Source organism: Mycolicibacterium chitae, from assembly GCF_900637205.1.
Lineage (GTDB): Bacteria > Actinomycetota > Actinomycetes > Mycobacteriales > Mycobacteriaceae > Mycobacterium > Mycobacterium chitae.
Window position 1 is genome coordinate 345,400 of sequence record NZ_LR134355.1, and the last position, 13,937, is coordinate 359,336.

Genomic DNA, 13,937 nt, shown 5'->3' on the forward strand with positions numbered 1-13,937 from the left:
CAGCTGGACTCGGACTCAGCTGGACTCGGACGCGGACACGTCCGGGATCTCGCTGAGCGCGGCGAGCTTGACGGGCCGGGCCAGTTGGGTGGGGGCGACGCGGCCGCGCAGTTCCACCACCTCGCCGACGTCCCAGCACAGCGCCTCGGCGTCCAGCGCCCCGCTGACCGCCTGCGATGACGCCAGCACCCGGCCCTCCTCGAGCTTGGCGAGTTCGGTCAGGCGCGCGGCCTCGTTGACCGGGTCGCCGATCACGGTGTATTCGAAGCGGGCCCGCGCGCCGATGTGCCCGGCGATCGCGCGGCCGGCGGAGACCCCGATGCCGAACTCGGCGCTGCCGAGGACCGGCAGCAGCTCGTCGTGCAGATCGCGGGCCGCGGCCAGCGCGGCGCCGTAGGAGTCGGGGTGCTCGATGGGCGCACCGAAGATGCACAGCGCCGCGTCGCCCTGGAACTTGTTGACGAAACCGCCGTGCCGGGCAACGGTTTCCACCACCACCCGGAAGAACTCGTTGAGCAGGTTCACCACCTCGGCCGGCGGCCGCGTGGAGGCCAGCTGCGTCGAACCCACCAGGTCGACGAACAGCACCGCCACGTCGCGTTCCTGGCCGCCCAGCTCGGTGCCGCGCTCCAGGGCACGCCGCGCGACGTCCTCGCCGACGTAGCGGCCGAACAGGTCGCGCAGCCGCTGCCGCTCGGACAGGTCGCGGACCATGTCGTTGAAGCCGGCCTGCAGCAGGCCGAGTTCGCTGGCGTCGTAGATCTGCATGTGCGCGTTGTAGTTGCCGCGCTGGACCTCGCCGAGCGCCCAGCGCAGCTGGCGCAGCGGGTCGGCGATCGACATGGCCGCCAGCACGGTGCCGGCCAGCCCGATGACCAGCGCGGCGAGCGCCATCAACAGGATCGGCGTGAACAGCTGGTCGGCGGAGGTCTGCAGGATGGCGAACTTGCTCGCGACGATGGACAGCACGATCGCCAGCAGCGGCACCCCGGTGCCCAGCGCCCACGTCAGCACCAGCCGCAGCATCACCCCAGGGGCGCGGAAGTTTTCCGGCGCCCCGCTGCGCAGCGCCGCCACGGCCACCGGCCGCAGCGTGCGCTCCGACTGCAGATAACCGATGATGGCGGTCGCGGTGGCGCCCAGCCCGGTGGCCACGGCCAGCACCGGCGCCGAATGCCCGGCCACGGGCCAGCTGGCCGCGATGAACACGATGCCGCCCAGGCACCAGTTGGTCAGGCTGATCGCGGTGCGGTAGATCGGCATCCGCAGCGCGCGGGTGCGCGCCAGGTCGGTGGCCGCCGGGTCGGAATCCGACAGCAGGCCCTCGCGGCGCTGCCAGCGGAACACCGGCACCAGCAGCCGCAGGCTGACGTAGGCGCCGATGGCGAACGAGATCAACAGGTAGACCACGAAGATGGACAGGTTCAGCCGCGGCAGATCCTGCAGCTGGACGCGATCCTGGGGTGGCAGACCGAAGCGCAGGAAGCTCAGGACGAACAGGGCGCCGATGATGTCGGCCTGCACCATCCCGAGGGTGAACACCGGCCAGGGCGTACGCACGACCCAGCGGACGAATGCGCTGATTCGTCCTCGCGGTACCTCCCCATCGGTCACCCGTTCACCGTATCGGTCAAGAGCGACCAATCCGAACCGTTAGGGCCGGGCATTCGGCGGTGCCCCGCGCCGCGATGTCGCCGGTGAGCACTAGTCTTGCCGTTGATGTCAGGGGTTTTCGCGCGCTTGGTGGGCCAACAGACGGTGGAGGCCGAACTCGTCGCGGCCGCACAAACGGCCCGGGGTGATGCGATTCACAGCCCGAACAGCGGCGGAAGCATGACACACGCCTGGTTGTTCACCGGTCCGCCGGGCTCGGGCCGGTCGGTGGCGGCGCTGTGTTTCGCGGCCGCGCTGCAATGCACCTCCGACGGCGTGCCCGGCTGCGGGGAGTGCCGGGACTGCACGACGGCGATGGCCGGCACCCACGCCGACGTCCGCCGCGTCATCCCCGAGGGCCTGTCGATCGGCGTCAACGAGATGCGCTCCATCGTGCAGATCGCATCCCGGCGGCCGAGCACCGCGCGTTGGCAGATCGTGGTGATCGAGGACGCCGACCGGCTGACCGAGGGCGCGGCCAACGCGCTGCTGAAGGTCGTCGAGGAGCCGCCGCCGTCGACGGTGTTCCTGCTGTGCGCGCCGTCGGTGGACCCGGAGGACATCGCGATCACGCTGCGCTCGCGCTGCCGGCACATCGCGCTGGTGACCCCCGGCACCGACGCCATCGCCCAGGTCCTGATCGACTCCGACGGCCTGGCGCCCGAGGAGGCCCGCTGGGCCGCCTCGGTCAGCGGCGGGCACGTGGGTCGCGCCCGTCGGCTGGCCACCGACCCGGAGGCGCGCGACCGGCGCAAGCGGGCGCTGGGGCTGGCGCGGGATGCCGCCACCCCGTCGCGGGCCTATGCCGCGGCCGAGGAACTGGTGGCCGCCGCCGAGGCCGAGGCCAAGGCGCTCACCGAGGGCCGCAACGACGCCGAGACCGAGGAACTGCGCACCGCGCTGGGCGCCGGCGGCACCGGCAAGGGCACCGCGGGCACCATGCGCGGGGCGGCCGGGGCCATCAAGGACCTGGAGAAGCGGCAGAAGTCGCGGCAGACCCGGGCCTCCCGCGACGCGCTGGACCGCGCGCTGATCGACCTGGCGAGCTACTTTCGCGACGCGCTGTTGGTCGCGACGGGCAGCGGCGCGGTCACCCCCAATCACCCCGACATGGCCGAGCGGGTGGCCGCGATGGCCGCCCACGCCCCCCCGGATCGGCTGCTGCGCTGCATCGAGGCGGTGCTGCAGTGCCGGGAGGCGCTGGCGGTCAACGTGAAGCCGAGGTTCGCGGTGGACGCGATGGTGGCCTCCGTGGGGCAGGCCCTGCGCAGCGACCTGTAGACTCTGCTGCGCCCGGTTCGCCGGGCACGCCACCTTAGCTCAGTCGGTAGAGCGATTCACTCGTAATGAATAGGTCAGGAGTTCGATTCTCCTAGGTGGCTCAAAGCTGGATGTCCTTGCTCAGCGCCTTGAGCGCGGCGTCCTTGGCCGTGTTGGCGGCGGGGAACCCGGCGTAGCCGGAGGCGTGGTAGATGATCTCGGCGAGTTCGTCCTCGGTCAGGCCGTTCTGCAGCGCGATCCGGAAGTGCGACTCCATCTCCAGTTCGGCGCCGAGCGCGATCAGGATGCCCAGCGTCACCAGACTGCGGTCGCGGCGGGACAGTCCCTCGCGGGACCACAGCCGGCCGAAGATGCCCTCGATGCCGATCTCCATCAGCTCCGCGGCGAACCCGGTGCCGAAGCTGACCTTCTCGTTCGGCAGGGAGTCGGGCAGGACACCGGGCAGCATCTCGCGGAACACGTTGAGGCCGTCGTCGCGCAAGTTAGTCATACGAAATACTCTGACACAGCCTCACCGGGCCGGCGCGAGGTGGCCCAACGGGCCGGAGGCCAGGCACACCGACAGCGCCGCGGTCTGCGCCTGCGCGACGATCCCGCCGCCGGCACCGGACAGGCGGACGTAGACCCGGTTCAGCCCGGGTCGGACCGGCACCCGCACCTCGGTGCCCTCGTCGAGCGTCAGCGTCATCGCCCCGTCGCTGTTGGCCAGGTAGTTGATCTCGGCGGTCCACTCCGCGGGCAGCAGCGGACCGTCCAGCGGCATCCGCACGGGCTGATCGGGCTGGGTCAGGTAGCCGCAGTTCGGGGTGGGCCCCGGCAGGATCGTGCGCACCCAGGTGACGTTGGCGTCCACCAGCCGACCGCTGGAGTCCAGCATCCGCAGATCCGTTGTCGAGGACTCGAATTCGGGGCGTTGCGGCAGCAGGGCGAACATGTGACTGGCCAGGTTCTCCGGCCAGGCGACCCGCTGCAGGATCATCGGGTCGACTTCCTGGTCCAGCAGCGGGGCGTCCGAGTCCGACTGCGCGGCAGCCAGACTCGCGGTAGCGGTCTGCAGGTAGGACTTGGTCGGGTTGTCGCGCCAGCTGACCAGGAACGTCGCGGTCGAATACAGGCTGCTGACCAGGAACAGGGCCGCGGCCGCGACGGTGACCGCGGTGCGGGCCGCCGAGGCGTCCAGCCACCTCGAGCGCGCCCGGTTCGGCGCGCACAGTCCGACGGCGGCCAGCAGCGCCAACACCACCACCAAATCGGGCAGGTAGCGCAGCGTCTGCGCCAATTCCAGCGCGGTGAACCGCGACGAGCGCATCAGGTAGATCGGGATCTGGCAGGCCACCGCGTAGCCCAGCGCCAGCGCCCACACCGGGCCGATCCGCTGCTTGCGCACCAGCGTCAGCGCCACCACGGCCGCCAGTGCCACCCAGCCCAGCACCATCACCGTCGTCGGCGGTACCCCCCAGGGGGAGGCCGGGGCCCAGCGCTGCCACTCCCACGGCCCGCCCACCAGGCCCGGCACGATGCCGTGGGTGAACGAGCGGCGCAACAGATCCCAGGTCATGCCCAGATCCGAACTCCACCGCTGCTGATCGACGACCACCAGGTACAGCCCGATCCAGGCCGCGGTCAACGCCAGCGCCGCCGACCACAGCCGGATCCCGCCGCGCCACACGGTGCGGATCGGCCGGTGCTCGCCGTGGACGTGGGCCAGCAGGACCGCGACGGCGAACGCCACGAACGGGATGACCGCGGCCTTCTCGAAGAACAGCAGACCGCCGAGGAACACCAGCGTCCCGGTGACCGCGTAGCGCTGATTTCCGGTGCGCAGCAGCAGGATTGCGTCCGCGCACACCCAGGCCAGCGCGGCCAGCATCGGCAGTGAGTTCAGGCCCGCCGCCCACCAGGCGTACCCGGGCACGGCCAGCGGGGTGAACAGCGCGAAGGTCAGGGGGATCAGCAGCACGGGGCGCCAGCCCAGGATCACCTTCAGCGCGCGCAGCAGCGCCAGCGACGCCAGCAGCTGCAACACCACCAGCGACAGCGCCGGCCAGAACCAGTGCAGCGGCGCCAGCCGGGTGATCAACCCGCCCAGCAGGAAACCGCCGGGCATCACGTGCCCGTCGTGGTCGTCGAACAGATAGCCCGGCGACAGCAGGTGCTGGGTTCCGGCCCGGCCCACCAGGATCAGGTCGTCCCAGTAGAAGTAGCCGCCGAACGCCAGCACCGCGCGGACCGCCAGCGCCACCCCGATCAGGGCGGCCGCGATCACGGCGACGCGGGGTCGCACAGCCCTAGCCCGGATACGCATCTCCGGCGTGTTGGCGGGCCGCCCACGCGGAGGCCACCATGTCGGTCAGCGAATGGCGCATCCGCCAATCCAGATCGCGCGCGGCCAACTCGCCGGCCGCGACGATGCGGGCCGGGTCGCCGGGGCGGCGCTCGGCGACCTCGGGCTCGAAGTCGATGCCGGTGACCTCGCGGATGGCCGTCATGATCTCCCGCACCGAGGTGCCGTCCCCGCTGCCCAGGTTGTACACCGGCGCCAGCGCCACGCCGTCGTCGAGTGCTCGGGCGGCCGCGACGTGGGCGGCGGCCAGGTCGGTGACGTGCACGTAGTCGCGTACGCAGGTGCCGTCCGGGGTGGGATAGTCCGCGCCGTTGATCCGCGGGGTCTGACCGCGGTGCAGCATGTCGAACACCTTGGGGAACAGGTTGAACGGGCTGACGTCGAACAGTTCGTCGCGCCCGGACCCGACGACGTTGAAGTAGCGCAGGCTGGTGTGCCGGAAGCCGGGGGCCGCGACGGCGGTGTCGCGCAGCAGCCATTCGCCGATCAGCTTGCTCTCGCCGTACGGGGATTCCGGCGCGGTCGGCGTGGTCTCGTCGACCAGGTCGGTGTCGGGGGTGCCGTAGGTGGCGGCGCTCGAGGAGAACACGAACTTGTCGATGCCGGCCTCGGTCACGGCGTCGAGCAGGGTGACCATCGCCGACACGTTCTGCCGGTAGGTGTGCAGCGGGCGCTGCACCGACTCCCCGGCGTACTTGTAGCCGGCGATGTGGATGACGCCGCGCACCCCGTGCTGGTCCAGCGTCGTGCGCACGGTGTCGCCGTCGAGCAGGTTGGCCCGCACCAGGGGTACGTCCTCGGGTACGAACCCGACGAGACCGGTGGACAGGTCGTCGATGACGACGACGGCGGCGTCGGCCTCGCGCAGTGCGCGCACCACGTGTGAGCCGATATAGCCGGCACCGCCGGTCACAAGCCAGGTCACGAGCGACGATGCTACCGAGGGACGCGCCGGGGTCGGGATGCCGCCAGCGCGTACAGGTGCACGGCGATGCCCACCAGCGGCCCGCACAGCAGGGCGATCACCGTGCGGGTTTCCAGCTCGAGCGGCAGCGTCAGCAGGGCGGCCGCGGCCACCGTGGCGCCCACCCAGCCGACGGAGTAGGCGCGATGCAGGGCCGCTGCCACCGTCGCGGCCCCGGTGACCGTCAGCACCGCGATGGCGACCGCGCCCGCGGTCAGCCAGGCCAGCAGCGTGCCCGTGGTCACGTAGTCCGCGCCGAAGCCGACCCGCAGCAGCCAGGGGCCGGTGGCCGCGGCCAGCGCGACCCCGACGGCGCCGATGGCAGTGACCAGCGCGATCGGTGCGAGCAGCGCCCGCAGTCGGCGCCGACGGTGGTCGACGAAGTAGGCGATCAGGTTGCCCTGCATGGCCGTGAGCGGGACCAGCAGCGGGGCCCGGGTCAGCGTCACGGCCAGGATCACCACGCCGCCGGCGGCGCCCAGATCCGTCGAGGTGGCCTGCAGCAGCACCGGGAAGCCCATCACCAGGATGGCGCTGGCGCCGGCCGCGGCGATCGCGTGGGAGGCGCCGCGCAGGAAGCTGCGGGTGTCCTGGTGGGCGACCAGGGCCGCGGTCGCCCGGGCCACCGGGGAGGCCACCAGCAGCGCCAGCCAGGCCATCGCGCCCGCGACGGTGGCCCACAGGAACCCGACCAGGCCCCAGCCGACCACCACCGTCGCCGCGGCGACCAACACGCGGGTCACGGCGTCGGTGACCATCAGCGCGCCGTACTGCGACCAGTGGTTGGCCCCGGCCAGCATGCCCAGCAGGGTGGCGTGCAGGCAGAAGCACGCCAGGCCCAGGGCCAGCAAAGCGACCGAGAGCCAACGGTATTCGACGAAGACGTGCGCGGACCACAGTGCTGCGGTGGCGGCGATCGCCGCGGCCGACAGCACCCCCACCACGGCGGCCACCCGCAGCGGACGGGTGGTCGGGCCGACCCGTGCAGGCGCCGTCCGGGCCAGGCGGATCTCCCGGGTGCTCTGCTGCAGTAGGCCGTTGGCCGCGCCGGTGACCAGCCCGAAGGCGCCCCAGAACACCGCGAACACCGAGAATCCGGCCGGGTCCAGATCGCTGGCGGCCAGGTACAGCACGGCGTATCCGCACACCGCGGTGACGGCGGTCGCGACGCCCACCCGGGCCACCCCGCTGCGCGCGATGGGTCCGGCGGGGCCGGTCGGTACCGCGGCGTCGGTCACAACGGCGGAACCGCGGTCGAGTGCAGCCAGGCGTCCCACAGGGGCCGCAGCGAGACATCGGAGTAGTGCGCCGCCAGCCCGGTGAAGTCGTCGGTGACCACCGTCGAGTGCCGGTACCGGTCGGCCCAATCCCGAAGCAGGGCAAAGAAGTTCTTGTCGCCGATCACCCCGCGCAGCGCGTGCAGCGTCAGCGCGCCGCGCTTGTAGACGCGGTCGTCGAACATGTCCTCCGGCCCCGGGTCGGCCAGCAGCAGATCGGGCGGGGAAGCAGCGAGCTTGGCGTGATAGTGCTCGACCCAGTGCTGGGTGCTGGGCCCGCCGCTCTCCTGCGACCACAGCCACTCGGCGTAGCAGGCGAAGCCCTCGTGCAGCCAGATATCGCGCCAGCGTCGCACCGTCACGCTGTTGCCGAACCACTGGTGCGCCAGTTCGTGGGCGATCAGCCGTTCCGAGTGCCCGGATCCCGTGCAGTGGTTGGCCCCGAAGATCGAAATGCCTTGGGCCTCCAGCGGAATCTCGAGGTCGTCGTCGGTGATGACCACGGTGTAGCCGCTGGCCAGCGGGTAGGGGCCGAACAGCTTCTGGAACAGCTTCATCATCTGCGGCTGCTTGGCGAAGTCGGCGTCGAACTTGCCCTTGCGTGATTCGGGCAGCACGGCCCGCATCGGCACCGGGGACTCGGCGAGTTCGTAGGTCGCGTACTCGCCGATCTGCAGGGTCGCCAGGTAGGTCGAGGTCGGCTCCGGCAGCTCGTAGGTCCAGGTGGTCACCCCGGCCCGCACCCGCCGAGACAGCAACTCGCCGTTGGCGATCGCGCGGTAGGGGCTGTCGGTGCTGATCTGGATCCGGTAGCTGGCCTTCGAGCTGGGGTGGTCATCGCACGGGAACCAGGAGGTCGCGCCGTTGGGTTGGCCGGCCACCAGCACGCCGTTGGTGAGCTCCTCGAAACCCACCTCGCCCCATGGGCTCCGAATGGGCCGCGGGTTCCCGCCGTAGCGGACGACGACGGTCAGCGCGGCCCCGGCGGCGACGGTGTCGGCCAGGACGATGTTGACCTTGCCCTTGGCGCGGGTGAACGCCTGGGGTCGACGGCCGTTCACGGTGACCTTCGAGACGGCCAGCGCGTCGGAGAGATCCAGTGAAAACCTTTGCAGCGCAGCGAGCGTCACGGCGGTGATGGTGGCCTCGCCGGTGAGCCGATTGGCCGACACCTTGTACTCGAGGTCGAGTTCGTAGCGCGACACCCGGTAGCCGAAGTTGCCGCTGCCGGGCACGTAGGGGTCGATCACCGGCGGCTTGGGCGGGGCCTTCTTCCTGGGGTTCCTCACGCTCGGCGGCCCTTCTTGCGGGGAACGCCCCACGGCGCAATGGGATTGCCTTGCCAGCGGGTCGACGACGGCACCTCGTCGCCGCGCATGACCAGCGAGGCGGGTCCCACGGTGGCGCCGGCGCCCAGCCGGGCGGCGGGCAGGGCGACGCAGTGCGTGCCCAGCGTGGCGCCGTCCTCGAGGACCACGGTGTCCATCCGCATGATGCGGTCGTGGAACAGATGGGTCTGCACCACGCAACCGCGGTTGACCGTGCTGCCGCGCTCCAGGGTCACCAGGTCCGCCTCCGGCAGCCAGTAGGTCTCGCACCACACCCCGCGGCCGATGTCGGCGCCCAGCCCGCGCAGCCAGATGTTCATGACCGGGGTGCCGCTGGCGGCGCGGGCGAACCACGGCGCGGCCACGGTCTCGACGAAGGTGTCCGAGACCTCGTTGCGCCACACGAACGACGACCACAGCGGATGCTCGACCGCGCGGATGCGGCCCACCACAAGCCATTTCGCGATCACCGAGATGGTGCCGGCCACCGCGCCGGCGACCAGCAGCACCAGCCCGCCGGCCAGGGCGGCCCAACCCCAGCCGAAGCGCACGGCCAACGCCTGCAGCGCGCCGAGCACCGCGACGCCGATCGCGAACGTCACCATGACGGGGATCAGGCGGCAGGTCTCGACGATCCCGCGCATCACCTTCAGGGCCGTGCTCGGCGCGAAGGTGCGCAGCCCGTCGGACTCGTCGGGCTGGCGGCGCAACCGGATGGGCGGGCTACCCAGCCACGACGAGCCGCGCTTGGCCTTGCGCGGGGCGGCCGACAGCACCGCCACCAACCCGTCGTCGGGAACCCGGCGGCCGGGCTGGGTGATGCCGGAGTTGCCGAGGAACGCCCGCTTGCCGATGGTGGCCTTGGCCACGTGGATCCAGCCGCCGCCCAGTTCGTAGCTGGCCACCATGGTGTCGTCGGCCAGGAACGCGCCGTCCTCGACCACGGTGAACTTCGGGGTGAGCAGGGCCGTCGAGATCTCGGTGCCCTTGCCGATCTTGGCGCCGAGCAGCCGCAGCCACCACGGCGTCAGCAGGCTCGCGTACACCGGGAACAGATAGTTGCGGGCGCCGTCCATCAGCCGCTCGGTGGCCCACAGCTGCCACCCGATCCGGCTGCGGACCGGGTGGTAGCCCTCGCGCAGCCCGATCGCCAGCAGCCGCACCGCGAGCACGGTCAGGGCCGCGTAGACCACCAGCGCCGCCAGCGTGGCGACCGGGACCCACAGCAGGGCCGGCACGATCGCGTCGGTCAGCGTCGCGGTCCCGCGCACGGCGTAGGCGATCACCGCCAGCCCGGCGGTCAGCGCGGCCAGCGGCAGGGCGCCCAGCAGCATCGACGTCAGGCCGTAGACCAGCACCCACAGCGGGGCCCGCGGCGGGCGGTGGTCCGGCCACGGGTGCTGGGCCTTGCCGGACTTCACCGCCGGCGAACCCTTCCAGTACTGCTTGTTCTTGACCTTGCCGATCACGCCGGAACCCGCGGCGACGTCGGCGTTCTTGCCCACCACCGCGCCGGGCAGCAGTGTGGTGCGCGCACCCACGGTGGCGTCGTTGCCGATCGTGACGGGGCCGACGTGGAAGACGTCGCCGTCGATCCAATGCCCGGACAGGTCGACCTCGGGTTCGATGGAACTGCGGTGCCCGAGCGTCAACATGCCGGTCACCGGGGGAGCGGAGTGCAGGTCGACGCCCTTGCCGACCTGGTTGCCCAGCGCGCGGGCGTAGTAGACCAGCCACGGCGCGCCGGCGAGGTTCTCCGCGCCGCTGGCCTCCGAGAGGCGTTCGGCCAGCCAGACCCGTAGGTGTTCCGGCCCGCCGCGGCGGTAGCTGCCGGGTTGCAGGTTCGACAGCAGCGCCCGGGCGCCCAGCACGGCGATGCCCATCCGGCCCAGCGGCGTGACGAACACCAGGAACGCCGCGATCACCCACCACCAGTTCAGCGGCACCAGCCACGCCGGCGCCTGCGGCAGCACCGCGGCCGCGACGTTGTTCGCCAGTGCCAGCCAGGTCACCCATTGCGCGGCGGCCAGGGTGGCCAGCGGCACCGAGAGCAGCACTTGGGCGGCCTGCGTGCCGACGGGGGTGGGTTCGACGCGGCGCGGCTCGACTTTGACCGGCGGGTCCAGCTCGTCGAGGTAGCCGGCCAGCGAACCCAGCCGCGGATGGTCGTAGAGCTGCGCGACGGTCAGCTGCGGATAGCGTTCGCGCAGCGCGACCACCAGCTGCGCCGCGGTCAGCGAGCCGCCGCCGAGGGCGAAGAAGTCGGCCTCGGGGCCGTCGATCTGTGCTCCCAGGACGTCGCGCCAGAGCCCGGCCAGCCAGCCCATGGTGCCGTCCAGCTCGGTGGTCTCGGGCTGGTCGGCGCCCGGCGGCGGCCATGGCAGGGCGTCGCGATCGACCTTGCCGGAGGTGCGCGTCGGCAGCTCGTCGACCAGCACCAGCCGCGGCACCAGCGCGGCGGGCAGCGTCGCCGACAGCGCGGCGCGGGCGGCCTTGAGATCGAAGTCCGGGTCCGCGCTGGCGATATAGCCGACGAGCAGCGGGGTGCCGCCGGCGGCCTTGCGCACCGCCGCGGCCCCGCCGGACACCCCGGGCAGGTTGACCAGCGCGGTGTCGACCTCGCCGAGTTCGATGCGGCGGCCGCCCACCTTGACCTGGTCGTCGGCGCGGCCCTGGAAATAGAGCCCGTCGCGTTCGAGGCGCACCAGGTCGCCGCTGCGGTAGGCGCGGTTCCATGCCCCGGCGGGTTCCAGCAGCGGCATCGGCGCATACTTCTCGGCGTCCTTGTCGGGGTCGAGGTAGCGCGCGAGGCCGACGCCGCCGATCACCAGTTCGCCGGTCTCGCCGTAGCCGACCTGGCGGCCGTCCTTGTCGACGACGGCCAGGTCCCAGCCGGGCAGCGGCAGTCCGATGCTGACCGGGCCCTTGCCGTCGAGTTCGGCCAGGCAGGCCACCACGGTCGCCTCGGTGGGGCCGTAGGTGTTCCACACCTCGCGGCCCTCCACGGCCAGGCGCTCGACCAGCTCCGGCGGGCAGGCCTCGCCGCCGAAGATCAGCAGCCGAACCTGTTCGAGGGCCTCGGCGGGCCACAGCGACGCCAGCGTCGGGACGGTGGAGACCACCGAGATGTCACGGGACACCAGCCAGGGCCCCAGGTCCATGCCGCTGCGGACCAGCGACCGCGGCGCGGGCACCAGGCACGCCCCGTGCCGCCAGGCCAGCCACATCTCCTCGCAGGACGCGTCGAACGCCACCGACAGGCCGGCCAGCACCCGGTCCCCGGGCCCGATCGGGTTGTCCCGCAGGAACATCTGGGCCTCGGCGTCGACGAAGGCGGCCGCGTTGCGGTGGGTGACGGCAACACCCTTCGGGGTGCCGGTCGAACCGGAGGTGAAGATGATCCAGGCGTCGTCGCGGCCCAGCGGAGCCCCGGCGCGCCAGCCGCGCGAGGAACCCGGTCCGCGGATCAGCCCGGCCTCGGTGATGACGCCGACCACCCCGGCCTCGCCGAACACCAGCTCGGCGCGCTCGTCGGGGTCGTCGGCGTCGACGGGCACGTAGGCGGCCCCGGCGGCCAGGGTCGCCAGGATCGCCACGTACAGCGCGTAGCTGCCCGAGGGCATCCGGATCCCGATGCGGTCGCCGCGGCCGATGCCGCGCGCCGCGAGCCACTTGACGCTGTCCTCGATGTCGGCGGTCAACTCGCTGTAGGTCAGCTGGACCGTGCCGTCGTCGATGGCCGCGGCGTCGGGATGACGCGCCGCGGTGTCGTAGAGAATGTCGATCAGGGTGCGCGGAGCGGGTGCTTGCTCCGATAGCAGGTACTGAGCGGGAATCTCGTGGTTGGGGTCCGCTGCCACAGGTCGAAGATACTAAGCCGCCAACATGTCTGCGGGACGGCGGCTAACGGGCGATTCGGGGTTGACTTCGCGTCCGCGGCCAGGAACTGACAGACTGTCCGGCAGAGGGGAGTACTCCTTCGCCGCGGAGTCGTCATCACGTCGACCGTCATCGGACGACCGGCGCCGTGGACCGCTGACGATGCGAGCGGTGGAAGAGACCTCTGGCGCTTTGACGACCGGAGGAACTGCATTGAACGTCACTCAGGCCGAATGGATGATCACCCTTGGGGTGACCATTGCCATCCTGCTTTTCGACGTCATCTACATCGCGCGGAAACCGCACGAGCCCACCATGCGTGAATGCGGCATCGCGCTGTCGTTCTACGTGGGCCTGGCCATCGCCTTCGGCATCTGGACCTGGAACTTCCACGGCGAGCAGTACGGGCTCGAATTCTTCGCCGGCTGGCTCACCGAATACAGCCTGTCGATCGACAACCTGTTCATCTTCATCATCATCATGGCCAGCTTCAAGGTGCCGAAGAAGTTCCAGCAGCAGGCGCTGATGGTCGGCATCATCCTGGCGCTGATCTTCCGCGGCATCTTCATCGCGCTCGGCGCCGTCGCCATCGAGCGGTTCTCCTGGATCTTCTACGCGTTCGGCGCGTTCCTGGTGTACACGGCGTACAAGTTGATCCGCGACACCGGCGGCGACGAGGACGGCGAGAACAAGATCGTCAAGTTCGCCCGCTCGCGCCTGAACTTCACCGACAAGTGGGACGGGCTCAAGCTCTGGCTCAAGGACGGCACCGGCAAGCGGCTGATGACGCCGATGTTCCTGGTGATCGTCGCGCTGGGCACCACCGATCTGATGTTCGCGCTGGACTCGATCCCCGCCATCTACGGCCTGACCCGCGAGCCCTACATCGTGTTCACCGCGAATGTGTTCGCGCTGATGGGCCTGCGGCAGCTTTACTTCCTGCTCGGCGACATGCTCAACCGACTGGTGTTCCTGTCCCAGGGGCTGGCGTTCATCCTGTTCTTCATCGGCGTGAAGCTGTTCCTGCACGCGCTGCACGAGAACGAACTGCCGTTCATCAACGGCGGCGAGGGCGTGCCGGTGCCGGAGATCCCGACGTTGTGGAGCCTGGGCGTGATCATCCTGACGTTGTTCATCACGATGATCGCCAGCCTGATCAGGACCAGGTTGCTGGCCCGGGAGCGCGAAGGCTGATTCGCCTCCGGGTTCGA

The 13,937-nt window shown here is 71.1% G+C and carries 9 protein-coding genes and 1 tRNA gene; 3 read left to right on the forward strand and 7 right to left on the reverse strand.

Annotated features, from left to right (window positions below; all coding sequences use genetic code 11):
• Positions 1 to 15: 15 nt before the first annotated feature.
• Complete coding sequence (locus EL338_RS01710; protein ID WP_163791974.1) at positions 16 to 1,614, reverse strand: adenylate/guanylate cyclase domain-containing protein; 1,599 nt, start codon at positions 1,612 to 1,614, stop codon at positions 16 to 18.
• A 105-nt stretch (positions 1,615 to 1,719) separates the two neighbouring features.
• Between EL338_RS01710 and EL338_RS01715 the strand changes: the two genes are divergently transcribed.
• Entirely contained in the window at positions 1,720 to 2,934 is a 1,215-nt protein-coding gene (locus EL338_RS01715) for a DNA polymerase III subunit delta' (protein ID WP_126332156.1), read from the forward strand.
• 28 nt (positions 2,935 to 2,962) lie between these two features.
• Positions 2,963 to 3,035 (forward strand) — tRNA-Thr (locus EL338_RS01720).
• Here EL338_RS01720 and EL338_RS01725 read toward each other — a convergent pair.
• Genes EL338_RS01725 through EL338_RS01750 form a run of 6 tightly spaced genes read right to left on the reverse strand, consistent with a single transcriptional unit; the run spans position 3,035 to position 12,707 of the window.
• Positions 3,035 to 3,424 (reverse strand): carboxymuconolactone decarboxylase family protein, encoded by a 390-nt coding sequence (locus EL338_RS01725; RefSeq protein ID WP_126332157.1) that lies wholly within the window; start codon positions 3,422 to 3,424, stop codon positions 3,035 to 3,037. The genes EL338_RS01720 and EL338_RS01725 overlap by 1 nt on opposite strands.
• A gap of 21 nt (positions 3,425 to 3,445) precedes the next feature.
• Positions 3,446 to 5,239, reverse strand: coding sequence for a hypothetical protein (locus tag EL338_RS01730; RefSeq protein ID WP_179967152.1), 1,794 nt, complete (start codon positions 5,237 to 5,239; stop codon positions 3,446 to 3,448).
• A complete protein-coding gene (gene galE, locus EL338_RS01735) occupies positions 5,223 to 6,203 on the reverse strand; it encodes a UDP-glucose 4-epimerase GalE (RefSeq protein WP_126332159.1) in 981 nt (326 codons plus the stop codon). The genes EL338_RS01730 and galE overlap by 17 nt, the downstream gene beginning before the upstream one ends.
• A gap of 11 nt (positions 6,204 to 6,214) precedes the next feature.
• Positions 6,215 to 7,480, reverse strand: coding sequence for a hypothetical protein (locus EL338_RS01740; protein ID WP_126332160.1), 1,266 nt, complete (start codon positions 7,478 to 7,480; stop codon positions 6,215 to 6,217).
• Complete coding sequence (locus EL338_RS01745; RefSeq protein WP_126332161.1) at positions 7,477 to 8,808, reverse strand: M1 family metallopeptidase; 1,332 nt, start codon at positions 8,806 to 8,808, stop codon at positions 7,477 to 7,479. Before EL338_RS01745 ends, EL338_RS01740 begins: the two co-directional genes overlap by 4 nt.
• Positions 8,805 to 12,707 (reverse strand): Pls/PosA family non-ribosomal peptide synthetase, encoded by a 3,903-nt coding sequence (locus EL338_RS01750; RefSeq protein ID WP_126332162.1) that lies wholly within the window; start codon positions 12,705 to 12,707, stop codon positions 8,805 to 8,807. The genes EL338_RS01745 and EL338_RS01750 overlap by 4 nt, the downstream gene beginning before the upstream one ends.
• A gap of 232 nt (positions 12,708 to 12,939) precedes the next feature.
• Here EL338_RS01750 and EL338_RS01755 point away from each other — a divergent pair, with 232 nt between their 5' ends.
• Complete coding sequence (locus tag EL338_RS01755) at positions 12,940 to 13,920, forward strand: TerC family protein (RefSeq protein WP_126332163.1); 981 nt, start codon at positions 12,940 to 12,942, stop codon at positions 13,918 to 13,920.
• Positions 13,921 to 13,937: the final 17 nt, after the last annotated feature.

Coding starts and splice junctions, on each gene's coding strand:
- EL338_RS01715 (WP_126332156.1), top strand. CDS start 1,720: ATGTCAGGGGTTTTCGCGCGCTTGGTGGGCCAACAGACGGTGGAGGCC.
- EL338_RS01725 (WP_126332157.1), bottom strand. CDS start 3,424: ATGACTAACTTGCGCGACGACGGCCTCAACGTGTTCCGCGAGATGCTG.
- EL338_RS01730 (WP_179967152.1), bottom strand. CDS start 5,239: ATGCGTATCCGGGCTAGGGCTGTGCGACCCCGCGTCGCCGTGATCGCG.